The organism is Streptomyces calvus (assembly GCF_006782915.1).
GTDB lineage: Bacteria > Actinomycetota > Actinomycetes > Streptomycetales > Streptomycetaceae > Streptomyces > Streptomyces calvus.
The window spans coordinates 33,919-53,100 of the sequence record NZ_VCNP01000052.1 but is presented as its reverse complement, the minus strand read 5'-3'; the positions used below and the strand labels follow the sequence as shown (position 1 = coordinate 53,100).

Sequence of the window (19,182 nt, the reverse complement as noted above, 5' to 3'; positions counted from 1 at the left end):
GCTGTTCGGCGGAAATGACCATATTTTCTGCTGTGGTCCGACTTCTTGGCGACGTTACCCGAGCCCGGGGCGGACTCCGAGTACCGCACTGCCGACGCGCACATGTGTCGCTCCGGCGGCCACAGCCTGTTCGAGGTCCGCACTCATCCCTGCCGAGACCATGTTCGCAGTCGGATGGGTCCGGCGCAGGTCGGTCGACAAATCCATCAAGCGCTCGAACGCCGCCTGTTCGCGCCCCGCGTACTCGCCGGTGAGTGGGGCGACCGTCATCAGCCCGGCCAGCCGCAGCCCCGGGGCCCCGGCCACGAGACCGGCCAACTCCTCGATCCCGTCGGGCGCCACGCCCCCGCGCTCGCCCCGGCCGCCGACTCCGGCGTCCAGCGCGACCTGGAGCAGGCATCCGATCTCGCGCCCGGCTCGCACCGCCTCCTTGGAGAGCGTCGTCACCAGTCGGGAACGGTCGACAGAGTGCACGAGGTCCGCATAACCGACCACTGATCGCACTTTGTTGGTCTGAAGCTGACCGACGAAATGCCACGTAAGGGGCAGATCCGAGCATTCGGCGGCCTTGGGGGCGGCGTCCTGGTCCCGGTTCTCGGCGACGTGGCGCACACCGAGTTCCGACAGGATCCGCACATCGCTCGCGGGGTAGGTCTTGGTCACCACGATCAGGGTCACCTCGTCCCGCCCGCGTCCCGCGGCCGCGCACGCGGCGGCGATCCGCTCCTCCACTCTCGCCAGGTTCGCGGCGAGTTCGTCCTTACGGTCCGTCATGTCCCATCAGTCCAGCCACACATAGCCCGCGAGCCGCCCGGTGGTGCGGTCGCGGCGGTACGAGAAGTGATCCGCCGACTCCAGCGTGCACACCGGCGACTGCTCCCGGTCGCGCACCCCGAGCCGTTCGAGCTGCGCGTGCACGCCCGCGGCCACGTCGACCGCCGGAGTGCCCCAACTCGTCTCGGCGTGCGCCGCCGGCTCGACCGCGGCCACCTCGGCACGCATCGCCGAAGGCACTTCGTAGCACCGGCCGCAGACGGCGGGCCCGGTCCGGGCGACGATCCGCGCGGGGTCGGCGCCCTGTTCGGTCATGGCCCGTACGGCGGCGGGTACCACGCCGGCGACCAGTCCGGGCCGGCCCGCGTGGGCGGCGGCGGCGATCCCGGCGACGGGGTCGGCCAGCAGCACCGGCACGCAGTCGGCGGTGAGCACCGCGAGGGCGAGGCCCCGCCGCGCGGTGACGATCGCGTCGACCTCGGGCACGGGCCTCTCGCCCCACGGCTCCTCGACCACGACCGCGTCGGCGCCGTGCACCTGGTTCATCCAGACCACCCGGGCCGGGTCGACGCCGAGGGACTTGGCGGCCAGTTCGCGGTTGGTACGTACCGCGCCGGGGTCGTCACCGACCGCACCGCCGAGGTTGAGCTCGTCATACGGAGCGGCGCTCACCCCGCCCCACCGGTCGGTGAAGGCGAAGTGCGCGCCGCTCACGGTCTCGCGCTGTCCTATCACTTCAAGAAGTCCGGTACGTCCAGTTCCTCGGCCGCGCTGTCGTAGGTCCGCGACGGCGGGACCGGGGGCTGGGCGGCCGGGATCTCGCTCACCGGCTCGGGCAGCACCGGCTCCGGGTCCTCCTTCGGCGTGACGCTGCCGAGCGAACCGAAGGACGGGCGGCTCTCGGGCTGCCGCGCGGGCGCGGGCTCCTCGCGCTTGGCCGAGGAGGAACCGAGCACGTTGTCCCGCTTGGCGGGCGGCTGTCCGCCGTCGAAGCCGGCGGCGATCACGGTGACCCGGACCTCGTCGCCGAGGGCGTCGTCGATCACCGCGCCGAAGATGATGTTGGCCTCGGGGTGCGCGGCCTCGCTGACCAGCTGGGCGGCCTCGTTGATCTCGAACAGACCGAGGTCGCTGCCGCCGGAGATGGAGAGCAGCACGCCGCGCGCGCCGTCGATGGAGGCCTCCAGCAGCGGCGAGGAGATCGCCATCTCGGCCGCGGCCACCGCGCGGTCGTCGCCGCGGGCCGAGCCGATGCCCATGAGGGCGGAACCGGCCTCCGACATGACCGACTTGACGTCGGCGAAGTCGAGGTTGATGAGACCGGGCGTGGTGATGAGGTCGGTGATGCCCTGCACACCGGAGAGCAGGACCTGGTCGGCCGACTTGAAGGCGTCGAGAACCGAAACCTGGCGGTCCGAGATGGACAGCAGCCGGTCGTTCGGGATCACGATGAGGGTGTCGACCTCTTCGCGGAGCTCCGCGATGCCGTCCTCGGCCTGGTTCGCGCGGCGCCGCCCCTCGAAGGTGAACGGGCGCGTGACCACACCGATGGTGAGGGCACCGAGCGAGCGGGCGATGTTGGCCACGACGGGCGCGCCGCCGGTGCCGGTGCCGCCGCCTTCACCGGCCGTCACGAAGACCATGTCGGCCCCCTTGAGGACCTCCTCGATCTCCTCGCGGTGGTCCTCGGCGGCCTTGCGGCCGACGGCCGGGTTGGCTCCGGCGCCGAGTCCGCGGGTGAGTTCACGGCCGACGTCGAGCTTGACGTCGGCGTCGCTCATCAACAGAGCTTGCGCGTCGGTGTTGATGGCGATGAACTCGACGCCCTTGAGACCGACCTCGATCATCCGGTTGATGGCATTGACACCACCGCCGCCGACACCGATGACTTTGATGACTGCGAGGTAGTTCTGCGGTGCTGCCACGTCGAAGGCCTCTCGCCTCGAGTTACGTGTCGCCGAACCGCCGAAGCACTGCTGCTCCGCGTTCCGACGACTGATGCCGAATGGGACGGTCCGTATCGCCGACCCGAACCCTAACGTTGAAGTTTAGGGTTACCAGTGTGTCTGTTCCCTGGAGTCTTCTGAACAGGACACTAAGTCGACAAGTGGCGCACGTTCAACGAACACGCCGAACCTCCCGTTTTTCTTTTCACCCTATGTGATCAGCCGTAGCGCTGCCCAGCCAGGGTGCTGGCCTGCACGGATGAGCGTCAACTCCCCGATGACGCAGGCGCGGTGGGAACGCTGACGTCGAAGTGGCGCGCGCCGGGCTCCGCTTTCATCAGCGCGGTGAGAGTACGGGCCTTCTCGGCGTTCTTCTCACCGCTTCCCCAGTCGACCGTCCGGCCGTCCGCCAGCTCCAGCGAGATGGCGTCGTAGGAACGGACCTTGACACTCCGGGTGGACCGGGCCACGGAGGACGGGAGGGCGCCGGCCACCCGGACCGCCTCCCGCACCAGCCGGTCCTCGCCGAAGCGGCGCAGGCTGGCCGCCGTGGAACCGGTCCTGGAGACGGCCAATTTCAGCGCGGGTACGCCTTTGGGCGCCTTGGAAACCGTGGCGAAACGGACACCTTCCTTGTCCACTTCGATGAACTTCCCGCCTTTGTGAACGAGAAGAACCGGAGTGCGTTCCGTCACTTCCAGTGTGATTCCGCTCGGCCAGTCACGGACCACGTCAACGGTGTCGATCCGGGGCAACGCCTCGGCCAACCGCGCCTCGATGCCCTCGGTGTCCACGGAGACCAGCTGTTCCCCGAGCGGGACGTCGGCGGAGCGACGCACCTGATCCGGCGTCAGGACCCGGGTCCCGGAGACCGATACGCGCTCCACGCGGACCAGGTCCGACCCGTACAGCAGCCAGAACGCCCCGCTGGAGAGGAACAGCAGGGCGACGGCCAGAACGATGATCCGACGAAAGTGCCGTCGCCCGAACCGCCGGACGGGCGGCGGCGGGCCGGACGACCCCTGCTGGCGTGCACCGCGCTCGGCGGTGGTCGATCCGGCCACGTTGCCTGCCTTCCGTCAGACGCGTCTAACGCTGCGCACGGGCGGCGATCGCCTCGTACACCATGCCGACGAGCAGGTCGTCGGCGTCCCGGCGGCCGAACTCGGCGGCTGCGCGGGACATCTCGTACAGCCGGTGCGGGTCGGCGAGGACCGGCAGCACGTTCTGCTGCACCCACTCCGGCGTCAGTTCCGCGTCGTCGACCAGCAGTCCGCCGCCGGCCTTGACCACCGGCTGGGCGTTGAGCCGCTGTTCGCCGTTGCCGATGGGCAGCGGGACGTAGGCGGCCGGCAGACCGACGGCGGAGAGCTCGGCGACGGTCATCGCGCCCGCCCGGCAGAGCATCATGTCGGCCGCGGCGTACGCGAGGTCCATCCGGTCCAGGTAACTTACCGGGATGTAGGGGGGCATTCCCGGCATCTGCTGCACCTGCGGCAGTTCGTTCTTCGGACCGACCGCGTGCAGGATCTGGATGCCGGCCTGCTGCAGCCAGGGGGCGACCGCCTGGACGACCTCGTTGAGGCGCCGGGCGCCCTGCGAGCCGCCGGACACCAGCAGCGTCGGCAGGTTCGGGTCCAGCCCGAACGCGGCGCGGGCCTCCGGCCGCACGGCGGCGCGGTCCAGGGTGGCGATGGAGCGGCGCAGCGGGATGCCGATGTAGCGGGAGTTGCGCAGCTTGCTGTCGGGCGTGGAGACGGCGACCTGGGCGGCGTACCGGGAGCCGATCTTGTTGGCCAGACCGGGCCGGGCGTTCGCCTCGTGGATCACGATCGGCACGCCGAGCCGCTTGGCCGCGAGGTAGCCGGGCAGGGCGACGTAGCCGCCGAAGCCGACCACGGCGTCCGCCTTGGTCCGCTCCAGGATCTGCTCGGTCGCCTTGATGGTGCCGCGCAGCCGGCCCGGGACGGTGATCAGCTCGGGCGTGGGCTTGCGTGGCAGCGGTACGGCGGGGATCAGCGCCAGCTCGTACCCGCGCTCGGGTACGAGACGGGTCTCGAGGCCGCGCTCCGTGCCCAGGGCCGTGATGCCCACGGTCGGATCCTGCCTGCGCAGGGCGTCCGCGAGGGCGAGCGCGGGCTCGATGTGGCCCGCGGTTCCTCCGCCGGCGAGTACGACATGCACCGAAATTCACCGCTCTCCGGACGAACGCGCCACCGGGGCGCGCCGTCGCATCGTGTTCCATCTCCGGGGCCCCTGAGAACCCCCGTTCCGCTTTTTACCAAAGCGGGGTTGCCGCATCGCAAGCGCCATCCGCGCAGCGGGGTCCTCACGCGCGAAGGCGATGAGCAGCCCGATGGCGAACATGGTCGGCAGCAGGGCGGATCCTCCGTAGGAGAACAGCGGGAGCGGGACACCGGCGATCGGCAGCAGTCCGAGCACCGCACCGATGTTGATCACGGCCTGGGCCGTGATCCAGGTGGTCACGCCTCCCGCGGCATACCTGACGAAGGGGTCCTCCGTGCGTCCGGCCACGCGGATACCCGCATAGCCTAGAGCCGCGAACAGGGCGAGTACCGACAGCGTCCCCGCCAGACCCAGTTCCTCACCGGTGACGGCGAAGATGAAGTCCGTGTGCGCTTCCGGCAGTTGTCCCCATTTCTCCACGCTCGCACCGAGCCCGGAGCCGAAGATCCCGCCGGAGGCGAGGGCGTAGATGCCGTGCACGGCCTGCCAGCAGTCGACCGGTCCCGTCTGCGGTTCGGTGGCGCCGAGGCAGGCCAGCCGGGCCATGCGGTTGGGGCTGGTGCGGATGAGGACCGCACCGATCAGAGCGGCCACCGACAGCACGCCGACGAACAGCCGCGTGGGCGCGCCGGCCAGCCACAGCAGGCCGAACAGGATCGCGCTGAGGATGATGGCCGTCCCCATGTCGCCGCCGAGCATGATCAGCCCGAGCAGCATGAAGGCGGCCGGCACCAGCGGCACCAGCATGTGCTTCCACTGGGCCAGCAGCCGCTTGTCCTGCTTGCGGGCGAGCAGGTCGGCGCCCCACAGCACCAGCGCCAGCTTGCCGAACTCGCTGGGCTGGAGCTGGAAGGAGCCGCCGAGGGCGATCCAGTTCTGGTTGCCGTTGACCGCGACTCCTATCCCCGGCACCTGCACCAGCGCCATCAGGAAGACGGCGCCCGCGAGGATGGGGTAGGCCAGCGCCCGGTGCAGCTTCACCGGCATCCGGGAGGCCACCAGCAGCAGTACGGCGCCGATGACGGCGGCCAGCAGCTGCTTGCGGAAGAAGTAGGAGCCCGGCAGGGACATCTGCAGTGCCGTGATCTGGGAGGCCGAGTAGACCATCACCAGGCCCAGCACGGTGATCAGCGCACTGCCGCCGAGGATCACGTAGTAGGCGGTCAGCGGACGGTCCCAGGCCCTGCGCGCCCTGGTGTGCAGGGTGCGCAGGGGGTTCTCGCGCGGGGGGCCGGGCACGACGGGTCTGCGGGCGGCCCGCTGCACGGGCGGGCGGCCGGTACGGCTACTGGGCATCACGGCCTCCGCGGTGCGCCGAACAGGGGCTGGGGCCTCTCACGCGTCCCTCCCAAGGTCGCCCGGCGGCAGGCGGCCGGGGTCAGGCGCCGAGCTCGCGCACCGCCTGTGCGAACGCGTCACCGCGCTTGTTGTAGTTGGCGAACATGTCCATCGAGGCGCAGGCGGGGGCCAGCAGCACCGTGTCGCCGGGGCGTGCGAGCCGCCGCGCCTCCTGGACGGCCTGGAGCATCGCCCCAGTGTCGGTCCGGTCGAGGTCGACCACGGGTACTTCCGGGGCGTGTCGCGCCAGGGCTTCGCGGATGAGCGCGCGGTCCCGGCCGATGAGCACGGCGCCGCGCAGCCGCTTCGCCGCGCCCGCGACCAGTTCGTCGAAGGTGGCGCCCTTGGCGAGGCCGCCGGCGATCCACACGATCGACTCGTACGCCGCCAACGACGCCTCGGTGGCATGGGTGTTGGTGGCCTTGGAGTCGTCGACGTAGGCCACCCCGTCCACGTCGGCCACGTGCGCGATGCGGTGGGCGTCCGGGGTGAAGGCCCGCAGCCCGTCGCGCACCGCGCTCGCCGGCACGCCGAAGGCGCGGGCGAGGGCCGCCGCCGCGAGGGCGTTGGCGATGTTGTGCGGGGCCGGCGGGTTGACGTCGGTGACCTCGGCGAGCTCCTGGGCGTTCTTGTGCCGGTTCTCGACGAAGGCGCGGTCGACCAGGATGCCCTCCACGACGCCGAGTTGGGAGGGGCCCGGGGTGCCGAGGGTGAAGCCGATGGCGCGGCAGCCCTCCTCGACGTCGGCCTCGCGGACCAGGTCCTCGGTCGCCTTGTCGGCGACGTTGTAGACGCAGGCCACGCGATTGCCCTCGTAGATACGGCCCTTGTCGGCGGCGTACGCCTCCATGGAGCCGTGCCAGTCGAGGTGGTCGGGGGCGAGGTTCAGCACGGCCGCCGAGTGGGCGCGCAGGGAGGGCGCCCAGTGGAGCTGGTAGCTGGACAGCTCCACGGCGAGCACGTCGTACTGCTCCTCGCCGAGCACCGCGTCGAGCAGTGAGACGCCGATGTTGCCGACGGCGGCGGTGCGCAGGCCCGCCGCCTTCAGGATGGAGGCGAGCATCTGGACGGTCGTGGTCTTGCCGTTGGTGCCGGTGACCGCGAGCCAGGGCGCCGCGTCGGGCTTCCTGAGCCGCCAGGCGAGTTCGACGTCGCCCCACACCGGCACCCCGGCCTCGTCCGCCGCCGCGAACAACGGCTTGTCCGGCTTCCAGCCGGGGGCCGTGACGATCAGCTCGGTTCCCTCGGGCAGGGTGGCGCCGTCGCCGAGGCGCACGGTGACACCGAGGGCCTGGAGTTCGGCGGCCTGCTCCCGCGCGCGTGCGTCGTCCCCGTCGTTGACGACGGTGACCTTCGCGCCGAGCCCGTGCAGCACCTTGGCCGCCGGGACGCCGGAGACGCCGAGTCCGGCGACGGTGACGTGCTTACCCTGCCAGTCGGTCACTTGTCAGCTGCCCATCCCGCGTAGAAGAGGCCGAGTCCGACAATGACACAGATGCCCTGAATGATCCAGAAGCGGACCACCACGAGGACTTCGGACCAGCCTTTGAGTTCGAAGTGGTGCTGGAGCGGCGCCATCCGGAAGACCCGCTTCCCGGTGAGCCGGAAGGATCCGACCTGGATGACCACCGACATGGTGATGAGGACGAACAGACCGCCCAGGATGGCCAGCAGCAGCTCGGTGCGGGAGCAGATCGCGAGACCCGCGAGCACACCGCCGAGCGCCAGCGAACCGGTGTCGCCCATGAAAATCTTGGCCGGGGAGGTGTTCCACCACAGGAAGCCCAGGCAGGCACCCATCAGCGCGGAGGCGACGACCGCCAGGTCCAGCGGATCGCGCACCTCGTAGCAGGCGCCCGGGTTGGTCAGCGTCTCACCGTTGGCGCAGGACTCCTGGAACTGCCAGACGCCGATGAAGGTGTAGGCGCCGAAGACCAGGACGGAGGCGCCGGTGGCGAGGCCGTCCAGACCGTCGGTGAGGTTCACGCCGTTCGACATCGCAAGGATCATGAACAGCGCCCAGACGACGAACAGCACCGGGCCGATGGTCCAGCCGAAGTCCGTGATGAACGACAGTTTGGTGGAGGCCGGGGTCTGTCCGCGGGAGTCCGCGAACTGCAGGGACAGCACCGCGAAAGCGATACCGACGATCAGCTGGCCGGCCATCTTGGCCTTGGCCCGCAGACCCAGCGAACGCCGCTTGACGATCTTGATGTAGTCGTCCAGGAAACCGACCATGCCCATGCCCACCATGAGGCCGAGCACCAGCAGACCCGAGTAGGTCGGGGTGTAACCGGTGATCACCTTGGACAGGAAGTAGGCGGCGACCGTCGCCAGGATGAAGGCGATGCCGCCCATCGTCGGCGTACCGCGCTTGCTGGCGTGCTCGCGCGGGCCGTCGTCGCGGATGTACTGCCCGTAGCCCTTGCGGGCGAGCAGCTTGATCAGCAGCGGAGTGCCGATCAGCGTAAGGAAGAGGCCAATGACTCCTGCGAACAGGATCTGCTTCATCATCGGGCGGCGACCTCACCCTCGGCACCGGTCTCGAGCAGCGCCTGCGCCACGCTCTCGAGCCCGACCGAACGGGACGCCTTCACGAGTACGACGTCTCCCGGGCGCAATTCGCTGCGCAACAGGTCGACCGCCGCCTGTGCGTCGGACACGTGCACCGACTCCTCACCCCACGAACCCTCGTTATATGCGCCCAGTTGCAGCCAGGCGGCTTCCCTGCCCCCGACCGCGACGAGCTTGCTGACGTTGAGCCGAACGGCGAGCCGTCCGACCGCGTCGTGCTCGGCGAGCGCCTCGTCCCCGAGCTCGGCCATCTTGCCGAGCACCGCCCACGTGCGACCCCCTTTCGCCCGTGAGGCTTCGCCCATGGCCGCCAGCGCGCGCAGCGCGGCCTTCATGGACTCGGGGTTCGCGTTGTAGGCGTCGTTGACGACCGTCACGCCGTCCGGGCGCTCGGTGACCTCCATCCGCCAGCGGGAGAGGGAGCCCGCTTCGGAGAGCGCGCGGGCGATCTCGTCTGCGGACATGCCCAACTCGTGGGCGACGGCGGCCGCGGCGAGCGCGTTCGACACGTGATGCTCACCGTACAGGCGCATGGTCACATCGCTTGCACCGGAGGGTGTGTGAAGCCTGAAGGAAGGCTGTCCGCTGTCCGTGAGTCGCACGTTCTCGGCCCGAACGTCCGCTTCGCCGGACTCTCCGAAAAGGATCACCTTCGCCTTCGTACGGGAGGCCATGGCCCGTACGTAGGGGTCGTCCGCGTTGAGGATCGCGGCGCCGCCCTCCTCGGCCGACGGCAGGGCCTCGACCAGTTCACCCTTGGCCTGGGCGATCTGCTCCCGGCCGCCGAACTCGCCGATGTGGGCGGAGCCGACATTGAGGACGAGTCCGATCTTCGGCGGGGTCAGACCGGTGAGGTAGCGAATATGGCCGATTCCGCGCGCTCCCATCTCCAGCACGAGGAACTTCGTCTCCTCGGTGGCGGTGAGCGCGGTGAGCGGCAGCCCGATCTCGTTGTTGAGCGAGCCGGGCGTGAAGACGGTCGGCGCCTTGCGCCGCAGCACCTGGGCGATCAGGTCCTTGGTGCTGGTCTTGCCGGCCGAGCCGGTGAGCGCGACGAGGGTGGCGCCGAGCCGGCCGACGACGTGCCGGGCGAGGGCGCCGAGCGCCGCTTGGACGTCCGCCACGACGATCGCGGGGACGCCGACGGGCCGGGAGGCCAGCACGGCCACCGCACCCGCCTCGACGACCGCTTCCGCGTAGTCGTGTCCGTCCACGCGCTCGCCGACGAAGGCGGCGAACAGGCTGCCCGGCCCCGCCTCCCGCGAGTCCCGGACGACCGGTCCGGTGACCTGGACGGAGGGGTCCGGTATGTCGTGCGTCTGCCCGCCGACGACTTCTGCGATCTCGGCGAGGGAGAGGGCGATCACAAGTTCATCCCTGGGTCTTCTTGATGGCTTCGCGAAGCACCTGGCGGTCGTCGAAGGGACGCACCACCCCGGCGATGTCCTGCCCCTGCTCGTGGCCCTTGCCCGCGACCAGCACGGTGTCGCCGGGCCGGGCCCGGGCGACGGCGGCGGCGATGGCTGCGGCCCGGTCCTCGAAGACCTGCACCTCGCCGCGCTCGTGGGCGGGCACGGAGGCCGCGCCCTGGAGCATGGTGGCGAGGATCGCGAGGGGGTCCTCGGAGCGGGGGTTGTCGGAGGTCAGTACGGCCGTGTCGGCCAGCCGCGCCACGGCGGCGCCCATGGGGGCGCGCTTGGTGGTGTCCCGGTCGCCGCCGCAGCCGAGCACCACGTGCACCTTGCCCTCGGTGACCCTGCGCAGGGCGCGCAGCACCGATTCCACGGCGTCGGTCTTGTGGGCGTAGTCCACGACCGCGAGGTACGGCTGCCCGGCGTCGACGCGCTCCAGCCGGCCCGGTACGCCCGGCACGGCGGCGATGCCGTCGGCGGCGGCCTGCGGGTCGAGGCCGGCGGCGGCCAGCGCGACGATCGCGGCGAGGGTGTTGGCGACGTTGAAGGTGCCCGGCAGCGGCGACCGGGCGGCGATCCGCTCGTCCTTCGGGCCGATCACGGTGAACGTCGCGTCCATCGGGCCGACCTGCACGTCGTCGGCGCGCCAGTCGGCGTCGGGGTGGCCCTCGGCGGAGTAGGTGACGACCGGGACGCCGGCCTCCCGGGCGAGGCGGCGGCCGTACTCGTCGTCGGCGTTGACCACACCGAGTTTGCTGCGTTCCGGCGTGAACAGCTGCGCCTTGGCCCGGAAGTAGTCCTCCATGTCGGAGTGGAACTCCATGTGTTCCGGGCTGAGGTTGGTGAAGACGGCGATGTCGAAGACGCAGCCGTCGACCCGGCCGAGGACCAGGGCGTGACTGGACACCTCCATGGCGACCGCCTCGGTGCCGCGTTCGCGCATGACGGCGAACAGGGCCTGCAGGTCGGTGGCTTCCGGCGTGGTGCGCTCGGACTTGATGCGCTCGTCGCCGATGCGCATCTCGACGGTGCCGATCAGTCCCGTGCTGCGGACGGTGCGCAGACCGCCCTCGACGAGGTAGGCGGTGGTGGTCTTGCCGGAGGTGCCGGTGATGCCGATCTGCAGCAGGTCCCGGCCCGGGTGGCCGTAGATGGTCGCCGCCAGCTCGCCCATCCGGCCGCGCGGGTCCTCGACCACCAGCGCCGGCAGTCCGGCCGCGGCGGCGCGCTCGGCGCCGGCCGGGTCGGTGAGCACGGCGGCCGCGCCGAGCCCCGCGGCCTGGTTGACGAAGTCGGCGCCGTGCGCGCGGGCGCCCGGCAGGGCGGCGTACAGGTCGCCGGGCCGGACGGCACGCGAGTCATGGGTGATGCCCGTGACCTCGACGTTCTTCTCCGGCGCGGGGGCACCCAGCTGACCGGCGAGCTCCGCCAGGGATGTGGCGGAGACGTGTACCGGACGGGGCGGTCCCGGATATGTCACGGGATGACCCTTCTGGGTGGTTTGGGACTGATCAGCGTGTGGCACGGCGGTGAGCGTACCGGGCTCGGCGGCCCGGGGGCCAAGCGAGGGGCGGGGGGTGCTCTGGTTCCCGGGGTCGGGGGTGATCGTCGTCACGGGGTGGTTCCTGGTGGCTCGGTGCTCGGTACGGGTCAGGGTTTGAAGGTGACCGGGATTCTGGCGGGATCGGCGCCGGTGGGCGGCACCTGGAGGGTCTTCAGGGCGAACTCCATGACCTGCTTGTAGACGGGGCCGCAGATCTGGCCGCCGAAGTAGTTGCCCTCGGTGGCGTTCTGGATGACGCAGTACACGGTGATCCGCGGCTTGTCGGCGGGCGCGAATCCGGCGAACGACGAGGTGTAGCCGTGGTACTTGCCGGTGGCCGGATCCACTCGGTTCGCCGTACCCGTCTTGCCCGCGACCCGGTAGCCCGGGATGCGGGCCTTGGTGCCGGTGCCCTCCTCGTCGTCCACGACCGACTCCAGCATCCGGGCGAGGGTCTTCGCCGTCTTCTCACTGACGACCCTCGTCTTCTTGGGCTTCGGGGCGGGGGTGAAGCGTCCGTCAGGTCCCTTGGCGCCGCGCACCAGGGTGGGCTCGATGCGGACGCCGCCGTTGGCGATGGTCGAGTACACGGACGCGGCCTGCATGGCGTTGATGGAGACGCCCTGGCCGAAAGGGATCGTGTACTGCTGCGAGGTGGACCAGGTGTCCGGCGGGGCGAGGATGCCCTTGGTCTCGCCGGGGAAGCCCAGCCCGGTGTGGCTGCCGAAGCCGAACCTGCGCAGGTAGTCGTAGAGGACCCGGTTGGCCTGCGCCTGGGTCCTGCCGAGCTGGCCGGTGGCGAGGATGGTGCCGATGTTGCTGGACTTGGCGAGCACGCCGTTGAGCGTGAGGTACCAGGTCGGGTGGTCGATGTCGTCCTTGAACAGCCGGTCGCCGCGGTGCAGCCGGTTGGGCACGACGACATGGGTCAGCGGGGTGGCGGCGTTCTCCTCCAGGACCGCGGCCATCGAGAGGACCTTGGCGGTGGAGCCGGGCTCGTAGGCGTCCTGGAGAGCGGCGTTGCCGAGCGCCGTGGGGTCGGCCTCGGAGAGGTCGTTGGGGTCGAAGCCGGGCGCGTTGGCCATCGCCAGGACCTCGCCGGTGCGGGTGTCCTGCACGATGACGTAGCCGCGGTCGGCCACGGACTCCTTCACCTGCTTGCTGATGGCGTTCTGCGCGGCCCACTGGATGTCGCGGTCGATGGTGAGCTCGATGTCGCTGCCGGGCACGGCCGGGGTCTCGGTGGAGCCCGCGGTGGGGACCAGACGGCCGCCGGACTGGGCGTAGCGGATCTTGCCGTCCTTGCCGGCCAGCCGCTTGTCCAGCTGGAGCTCGACGCCCCCGGCGCCCTTGCCCTCGGCGTTGACCCAGCCCAGTATCCCGGCGGCGAGCTCGTTGTTGGGGTACACGCGCTTGCTGGTGGGCACGGAGAAGACGCCGGCCAGCACGTTGGCGGCGGACTCGTCGGTCTCGGTCTTCTTCGCCAGCGCGGCCTTCAGGTCCTTGATCTGCTTCCAGACCTGCGGGGTCTGGCGGCCGGCCAGCTTGACGTAGCGCAGGGCCTTGTTCTCCGGCCGCAGTTTCCGGACCAGGTCCTCCTGGTCCTGGCCGAGGATCGGGGCGAGGAGGGCCGCGGCCTGCTCGGGGCCGTCGGCGATCTCCAGCTCGTCCGGGGCGAACATCGTGGGGTCGGCGGTGATGTCGTAGGCGTCCTCGCTGGTCGCCAGGGCCACGCCGTTGCGGTCGGTGATCTCGCCGCGTTCGGCGGCCAGCACCTGCCCCACGTAGCGGTTCCGCTCGGCCTTGGAGGCGTAGGTGCTCGCGTCGACGGCCTGCACCTGGAACAGGCGTACGACGAAGGCGAGCAGCACGAGGGTCAGGGTCACGCCGATCAGACGCAGGCGGGGGCGCGGGCTGCCCAGTCTGATCGTCTTCGGGGCCCCTGCGCGGGGGCCGGCGGGCCGGCGGGCCGGGCGGGCGCCGGGGCCCGGGCGCCCGCCGGCGCCCGGCCGGGCGGGCCTGGCGGGTCCGGGCACCCGGCGGCGGGGCGGTTCCCTGTCGGACACTTCCGTCACCTGCCGGGGTTCGATGTCGACGCGGAGGGCGTGGGGTCGGGGGCGGCCGGGGCGCCGCCCGCCGGGCTCGGTGCCGAGTGCGGCGGCGGGACCGTCGCGGTGGCCAGCGCCTCGGGGGCGAGGACCATCGGCGCGCGGACGGCGGAGGCGGCGCTGGGCACGCCCTTGACCTTGCCGTCGGGGCTCAGGAAGGCGGGGTCGCCGCCGGGCACCATGCCGAGTTCGCGGGCGCGGCGCTGGAGGGCGTCGGGGGCGGAGTAGGCGTCGATGTCGCGTTGCAGCGCCTGTTCCTCGTCGGTGAGGTTCTTCGTCTCCCGCTGGAGGTCGTCGAGCTGGAAGGCGCCTTCGCTGAGCGCGGAGTTCAGCACCAGCAGGCCGATCAGACCACCGCCGAGGAGGAGGACGACGAGGAGGACGAAGGGGGTGCGCGCCGCCTGGGCCCGTCCGGTGGGCAGGAGACGCGCGAGCCGGGCCGCCCTGCCCCGCAGTTCGGGTTGCCGCGGCAGCCCCGGCTTCCCCCTCGGTTCGGGTTTCCTACTCACTCACGCTCCCCTGAGTTCGGCTTTCCCACCCGTGCACCCGGCCCGTCACCCGCCTCGTGGGCGGTCCCGGGCCTCACGCCCCGCGGTCCGTCCCCTGCCTCAAACGACGTCCTCCCGGATCCGCTGGGCGCCGCGCAGCCGCGCGGGGGCCGCGCGCCGGTTCTCGGCGATCTCCTCCTCGGTGGGAAGTTCGGCACCGCGCGTGAGCAGCTTGAGCCGGGGCTGGTGGTGCTCGGGCACGACCGGGAGCCCGGGCGGTGCGGTGGTGGCGGCGCCGGCCGCGAACACCTGCTTGACGAGGCGGTCCTCCAGGGAGTGGTACGACAGCACGGCGATGCGTCCGCCGACGTCGAGGGCCTTCACCGCCGCCGGGATCGCCCGCTCCAGCACCGACAGTTCGCCGTTGACCTCGATCCGCAGGGCCTGGAAGGTGCGTTTGGCCGGGTTGCCGCCGGTGCGCTTGGCGGCCTGCGGCAGCGCGTCCCGGATGAGTTCGACCAGCCGCGCGCTGGTGGTGAACGGCTCCTTCGCGCGCTCGCGCACGATCGCCGACACGATCCGCTTGGCCTGCTTCTCCTCGCCGTAGGCGCGCAGGATCCGCACGAGCTCGCCGGGCGGATAGGTGTTGAGGACCTCGGCGGCGCTGATGCCGGTCGTCTGGTCCATCCGCATGTCGAGGGGGGCGTCCTGGGCGTAGGCGAAGCCGCGGTCGGCCTCGTCGAGCTGCATGGAGGACACGCCGAGGTCGAACAGGACGCCCTGCACGCGCGGGAGGCCGAGCCGGTCGAGGACGTCGGGGAGTTCGTCGTAGACGGCGTGCACCAGGGTGGCGCGCTCGCCGAAGGGCGCGAGCCGCTCGCCGGACAGGCGCAGGGCCTCCTTGTCGCGGTCCAGGGCGACGAGCCGGGCCTCGGGGAACCGCCGGAGCAGGGCCTCGCTGTGGCCGCCGAGGCCCAGGGTGCAGTCGACCACGACGGCTCCCGGCCGCTCCAGCGCGGGCGCCAACAGGTCCAGGCACCGCTGGAGCATCACCGGGACGTGTCGACTCTGGCTCAACTGGCCCTCTCAGGTCCGGCACGGCCGTCACGCACCGCCGGGTTCCCGCTCTCCCCCGGTGAAGGGGCGGCCGGCGCCGGAGGCGTCAGCCGGCCGGCGGCGGGAGGAGGCCGAGCCGTGCGTACGCGCCGCGCACGCGGGGAGATCGGCCGGTCGGTGCCGGGATCTCCGGGGGAAATCAGTGCGGCGGGCGGTCTCGCCTCCCGCTTCGCGTCACTTTAGTCCACGGTGTCGCCCGGTCAATCAACCGGCCTGCGCGTCGCGGTCCGCGCGCGGGGTCAAGGCGTACGGCGGGCGAATCACCCGCGGGAGGGGGCTCACACCACTCGTGTGGGTTACCTCACTCCAAGAACCGCTGACGTTCTTTGTCCCCTCTCACAACGAGTGCGACGGCCGTGTGACCAGTAACGTCATGAGTATGACGACTTCTGCATCGGTTCCCACCGGCTCCGGAGACACCCACGGCCAGGGCACGGTCACCGACCGTCTGGTCGAGGCCAACCAGCAGTACGCCGCCGCCTTCACCGATCCCGGGATGGACGCCCGTCCCGTGCTGCACGTCGCCGTGGTGGCCTGCATGGACGCCCGCCTCGACCTGCACGACGCGCTCGGCCTCTCCCTCGGCGACTGCCACACCATCCGCAACGCGGGCGGTGTCGTGACCGACGACGTGATCCGCTCGCTCACCATCAGCCAGCGGGCGCTCGGCACCCGCAGCGTGGTCCTCATCCACCACACCGGCTGCGGCCTGGAATCCCTCACCGAGGAGTTCCGGCACGAACTGGAGATGGAGGTGGGCCAGCGTCCCTCCTGGGCCGTGGAGGCCTTCCGGGACGTCGACCAGGACGTGCGGCAGTCGATGCAGCGGGTGCGCACCTCGCCGTTCCTGCTGCACACCGACGACGTGCGCGGCTTCGTCTTCGACGTGAAGACGGGTCTGCTGCGCGAGGTCGACCCCGCCTGAGCGGACACCGGCAGCGGCCGCCCGCCCCGGAGACGACCCGAACGCACGGTTCGTGAAACGTGCGGAACCCGGCGTTTCGCCGCCGGTTGTCCACAGGCGAGTGACACGAATCGGTAACGGCGGCAAGAATGCGGGAGTGGTGTCACGCGGAACTTTTCCGGCGTGACGTCCGTGATTCGGGGTGGGCCGGTCCGCGCGGCAAGGCGTCGGCCCGGGACATTTGGGGTTCCCCGCTCCTTTGCGGAGCGCGGGGAAAGGCCGAGGAGGGCCGGGTGACGACCTATGACGATCGAGCGAGCCATGGAGGTCCCCCCGCCCGAGATTTTTCGCGGGTGGGGGATGACCTGACCGCCGTGGTGGAGCGCGTGCGGGGTTCGGTGGAGGGCGTGATCGAGGGCAAGCCCGAGGTCGTACGGCTCTCGCTGACGGTGCTGCTCGCGGAGGGGCATCTGCTCATCGAGGATGTCCCGGGCGTCGGCAAGACGATGCTGGCCAAGGCACTGGCCCGGTCCATCGACTGCTCGGTGCGGCGGATCCAGTTCACACCGGACCTGCTGCCCTCGGACATCACCGGGGTGTCCATCTGGGACCAGCAGCGTCGCGACTTCGAGTTCAAGCCGGGCGCCATCTTCGCGCAGGTGGTGATCGGCGACGAGATCAACCGCGCGTCGCCGAAGACGCAGTCGGCGCTGCTGGAGTCGATGGAGGAGCGCCAGGTCACCATCGACGGCAAGACCTACGAACTGCCCAGCCCCTTCATGGTCGTGGCGACGCAGAACCCGGTCGAGATGGAGGGCACCTATCCGCTGCCGGAGGCCCAGCGCGACCGTTTCATGGCCCGCGTCTCGGTCGGTTACCCGAGCGCGGAGGCCGAGCTGCGGATGCTGGACGTGCACGGTGGCGTCTCCCCGCTGGAGGACCTCCAGCCGGTGGCGCACGCGCACGAGATCCTGAAGCTCATAGAGGCGGTGCGCGGCGTGCACGTGGCGGAGCCGGTGCGCCGGTACGCGGTGGACCTGGTGGCCGCCACCCGTACGCACCCGGACCTCAGACTCGGCGCCTCCCCGCGGGCGACGCTGCACCTGCTGCGCGCGGCGAAGGCGTCCGCGGCCCTGTGCGGGCGGGAGTACGCGCTGCCGGACGACGTGCAGGCGCTCGCCGTGGCCGTGCTGGCCCACCGGCTGCTGCCCACCGCGCAGGCACAGCTGAACCGCCGCACCGCCGAGCAGGTGGTGCAGGAGATCCTGCAGCGCACCCCGGTGCCCGCGGCGACCGGGCAGCAGTCCGGCTTCGGCCTGGGCCGGGGCGGGCAGGGGTACGGCCAGCAGCCGCCCCGGAGGCTGTGATGACCACCGCGGGTGCGGTCCACGGGGAGGGTGGGGCGGGCGAGCGGGGCGGCGTCCGGACGGCCCTGGCGGGACTCACCACCCGCGGGCGGTCCTTCCTCGCCGCCGGTGTGGCGGCCGCGGTCTGCGCGTACGTGCTCGGGCAGAGCGATCTGCTGCGGGTCGGGCTGCTGCTGGCGGTGCTGCCGCTGGTCTGCGCGACCGTGCTCTACCGCACCCGCCACCGCGTCGCCGGCAGCCGCGGCCTCTCCCCCGGGCGGGTGCCCGCCGGTTCCGAGGCGCGGGTGCACCTGCGGATGGAGAACGTCTCCCGGATGCCGACGGGTCTGCTGATGCTCCAGGACCGGGTGCCGTACGTGCTCGGGCCGCGGCCGCGGTTCCTGCTGGACCGGGTGGAGGCGGGCGGGCGCCGCGAGGTGTCCTACCGGGTGCGTTCGGATCTGCGCGGCCGCTATCCGCTGGGGCCGCTCCAGCTGCGGCTGAGCGACCCGTTCGGGATGTGCGAGCTGACCCGGTCCTTCTCGGCCCACGACACGCTGACGGTGGTACCGCGCGTGGAACCGCTGCCGCCGGTGCGGCTGAGCGGCGAGGCGAAGGGGTACGGCGACGGGCGGCAGCGTTCGCTGGCGCTGGCCGGCGAGGACGACGTGATCCCGCGCGGCTACCGCCACGGCGACGATCTGCGCCGGGTGCACTGGCGCTCCACCGCGCGCCACGGCGAGCTGATGGTGCGCCGCGAGGAGCAGCCGCAGCGCGCCCGGTGCACGGTGCTGCTGGACACCCGGGCCGTCGCCTACGCGGGCGCCGGGCCGGACTCGGCGTTCGAGTGGGCGGTGTCGGGCGTGGCCTCGGTGCTGGTGCACATGCTGGAGCGGGGTTTCTCGGTGCGGCTGCTCACCGACACGGGCGCCTCGGTGCCGGGTGAGGGGGCCGACGGGTTCGCGGGCGCGAGCCAGGAGTCGGCGGACGCGGCGGGACTGATGATGGACACCCTCGCCGTGGTGGACCACTCCGACGAGGCGGGTCTGTCGCGCGCCTACGACGTGCTGCGCGGCGGCAACGAAGGGCTGTTGGTGGCCTTCCTCGGCGACCTCGACGAGGACGAGGCGGAGGTGCTCGCCCGGATGCGGCGGCGCAGCGGGGGCGCCCTCGCCTTCGTACTGGACAGTGAGTCCTGGCTGCGGGAACCGGCCGGCGTGCCCGGTCCGCCCGCGGTGAGCGGGGAGGGGATGCGGATGCTGCGCGAGGCGGGCTGGACGGCCCTGGGTGTGCCGCGGGGCGCCCCGCTGGGCGAGCTGTGGCGGCAGGCCGACCGGGAGCGGTCGGGCCTGGCGGCGGCGGGCGGCGGGGAGGGACCGTGATCAG

General features: G+C 71.6%; 16 protein-coding genes. 3 read left to right on the top strand and 13 right to left on the bottom strand.

The window, feature by feature from the left end; translation table 11 throughout:
- Positions 1-54: 54 nt before the first annotated feature.
- The 13 genes from FGW31_RS25825 to rsmH form a co-directional block, all read right to left on the bottom strand.
- Positions 55-774 carry a YggS family pyridoxal phosphate-dependent enzyme gene (locus FGW31_RS25825; protein ID WP_142195916.1) on the bottom strand — a complete coding sequence of 240 codons (720 nt, stop codon included), beginning with the start codon at positions 772-774 and terminating at the stop codon, positions 55-57.
- Positions 775-780: 6 nt separating this feature from the next.
- Complete coding sequence (pgeF, locus tag FGW31_RS25820; protein ID WP_142195915.1) at positions 781-1,509, bottom strand: peptidoglycan editing factor PgeF; 729 nt, start codon at positions 1,507-1,509, stop codon at positions 781-783.
- Positions 1,506-2,699: a cell division protein FtsZ gene (gene ftsZ, locus FGW31_RS25815; RefSeq protein ID WP_142195914.1), complete on the bottom strand. Its 1,194-nt coding sequence runs from the start codon at positions 2,697-2,699 to the stop codon at positions 1,506-1,508. Before ftsZ ends, pgeF begins: the two co-directional genes overlap by 4 nt.
- A gap of 287 nt (positions 2,700-2,986) precedes the next feature.
- On the bottom strand, positions 2,987-3,784 hold the full coding sequence (locus FGW31_RS25810; RefSeq protein ID WP_142195913.1) for a cell division protein FtsQ/DivIB: 798 nt from the start codon (positions 3,782-3,784) through the stop codon (positions 2,987-2,989).
- 25 nt (positions 3,785-3,809) lie between these two features.
- Entirely contained in the window at positions 3,810-4,904 is a 1,095-nt protein-coding gene (gene murG, locus FGW31_RS25805) for an undecaprenyldiphospho-muramoylpentapeptide beta-N-acetylglucosaminyltransferase (protein WP_142195912.1), read from the bottom strand.
- Between the two features lie 6 nt (positions 4,905-4,910).
- Positions 4,911-6,263 carry a putative lipid II flippase FtsW gene (gene ftsW, locus FGW31_RS25800; RefSeq protein ID WP_142195911.1) on the bottom strand — a complete coding sequence of 451 codons (1,353 nt, stop codon included), beginning with the start codon at positions 6,261-6,263 and terminating at the stop codon, positions 4,911-4,913.
- 82 nt (positions 6,264-6,345) lie between these two features.
- On the bottom strand, positions 6,346-7,749 hold the full coding sequence (gene murD / locus FGW31_RS25795; RefSeq protein ID WP_142195910.1) for a UDP-N-acetylmuramoyl-L-alanine--D-glutamate ligase: 1,404 nt from the start codon (positions 7,747-7,749) through the stop codon (positions 6,346-6,348).
- On the bottom strand, positions 7,746-8,816 hold the full coding sequence (mraY, locus tag FGW31_RS25790) for a phospho-N-acetylmuramoyl-pentapeptide-transferase (RefSeq protein ID WP_142195940.1): 1,071 nt from the start codon (positions 8,814-8,816) through the stop codon (positions 7,746-7,748). The genes murD and mraY overlap by 4 nt, the downstream gene beginning before the upstream one ends.
- Positions 8,816-10,246 carry a UDP-N-acetylmuramoyl-tripeptide--D-alanyl-D-alanine ligase gene (locus FGW31_RS25785; RefSeq protein ID WP_142195909.1) on the bottom strand — a complete coding sequence of 477 codons (1,431 nt, stop codon included), beginning with the start codon at positions 10,244-10,246 and terminating at the stop codon, positions 8,816-8,818. Before FGW31_RS25785 ends, mraY begins: the two co-directional genes overlap by 1 nt.
- Before the next feature lie 4 nt (positions 10,247-10,250).
- Complete coding sequence (locus FGW31_RS25780; protein WP_142195908.1) at positions 10,251-11,771, bottom strand: UDP-N-acetylmuramoyl-L-alanyl-D-glutamate--2,6-diaminopimelate ligase; 1,521 nt, start codon at positions 11,769-11,771, stop codon at positions 10,251-10,253.
- A gap of 170 nt (positions 11,772-11,941) precedes the next feature.
- Positions 11,942-13,900 carry a peptidoglycan D,D-transpeptidase FtsI family protein gene (locus FGW31_RS25775; protein WP_373303335.1) on the bottom strand — a complete coding sequence of 653 codons (1,959 nt, stop codon included), beginning with the start codon at positions 13,898-13,900 and terminating at the stop codon, positions 11,942-11,944.
- A 5-nt stretch (positions 13,901-13,905) separates the two neighbouring features.
- Positions 13,906-14,451: an FtsB family cell division protein gene (locus FGW31_RS25770; protein ID WP_142195906.1), complete on the bottom strand. Its 546-nt coding sequence runs from the start codon at positions 14,449-14,451 to the stop codon at positions 13,906-13,908.
- Positions 14,452-14,550: 99 nt separating this feature from the next.
- A complete protein-coding gene (gene rsmH / locus FGW31_RS25765) occupies positions 14,551-15,507 on the bottom strand; it encodes a 16S rRNA (cytosine(1402)-N(4))-methyltransferase RsmH (protein ID WP_142195905.1) in 957 nt (318 codons plus the stop codon).
- 418 nt (positions 15,508-15,925) lie between these two features.
- Here rsmH and FGW31_RS25760 point away from each other — a divergent pair, with 418 nt between their 5' ends.
- From FGW31_RS25760 to FGW31_RS25750, 3 genes are all read left to right on the top strand, one after another.
- Positions 15,926-16,471 (top strand): beta-class carbonic anhydrase, encoded by a 546-nt coding sequence (locus tag FGW31_RS25760; protein ID WP_142195904.1) that lies wholly within the window; start codon positions 15,926-15,928, stop codon positions 16,469-16,471.
- A 272-nt stretch (positions 16,472-16,743) separates the two neighbouring features.
- Entirely contained in the window at positions 16,744-17,817 is a 1,074-nt protein-coding gene (locus tag FGW31_RS25755; protein ID WP_370009518.1) for an AAA family ATPase, read from the top strand.
- Positions 17,817-19,178 carry a DUF58 domain-containing protein gene (locus FGW31_RS25750; RefSeq protein WP_142195902.1) on the top strand — a complete coding sequence of 454 codons (1,362 nt, stop codon included), beginning with the start codon at positions 17,817-17,819 and terminating at the stop codon, positions 19,176-19,178. Before FGW31_RS25755 ends, FGW31_RS25750 begins: the two co-directional genes overlap by 1 nt.
- Positions 19,179-19,182: the final 4 nt, after the last annotated feature.

Excerpts from the sequence above, each read along its gene's own strand:
- FGW31_RS25825 (WP_142195916.1), bottom strand. The coding sequence starts at position 774 with ATGACGGACCGTAAGGACGAACTCGCCGCGAACCTGGCGAGAGTGGAG.
- mraY (WP_142195940.1), bottom strand. The coding sequence starts at position 8,816 with ATGAAGCAGATCCTGTTCGCAGGAGTCATTGGCCTCTTCCTTACGCTG.
- ftsW (WP_142195911.1), bottom strand. The coding sequence starts at position 6,263 with ATGCCCAGTAGCCGTACCGGCCGCCCGCCCGTGCAGCGGGCCGCCCGC.
- FGW31_RS25750 (WP_142195902.1), top strand. The coding sequence starts at position 17,817 with ATGACCACCGCGGGTGCGGTCCACGGGGAGGGTGGGGCGGGCGAGCGG.
- FGW31_RS25760 (WP_142195904.1), top strand. The coding sequence starts at position 15,926 with ATGACGACTTCTGCATCGGTTCCCACCGGCTCCGGAGACACCCACGGC.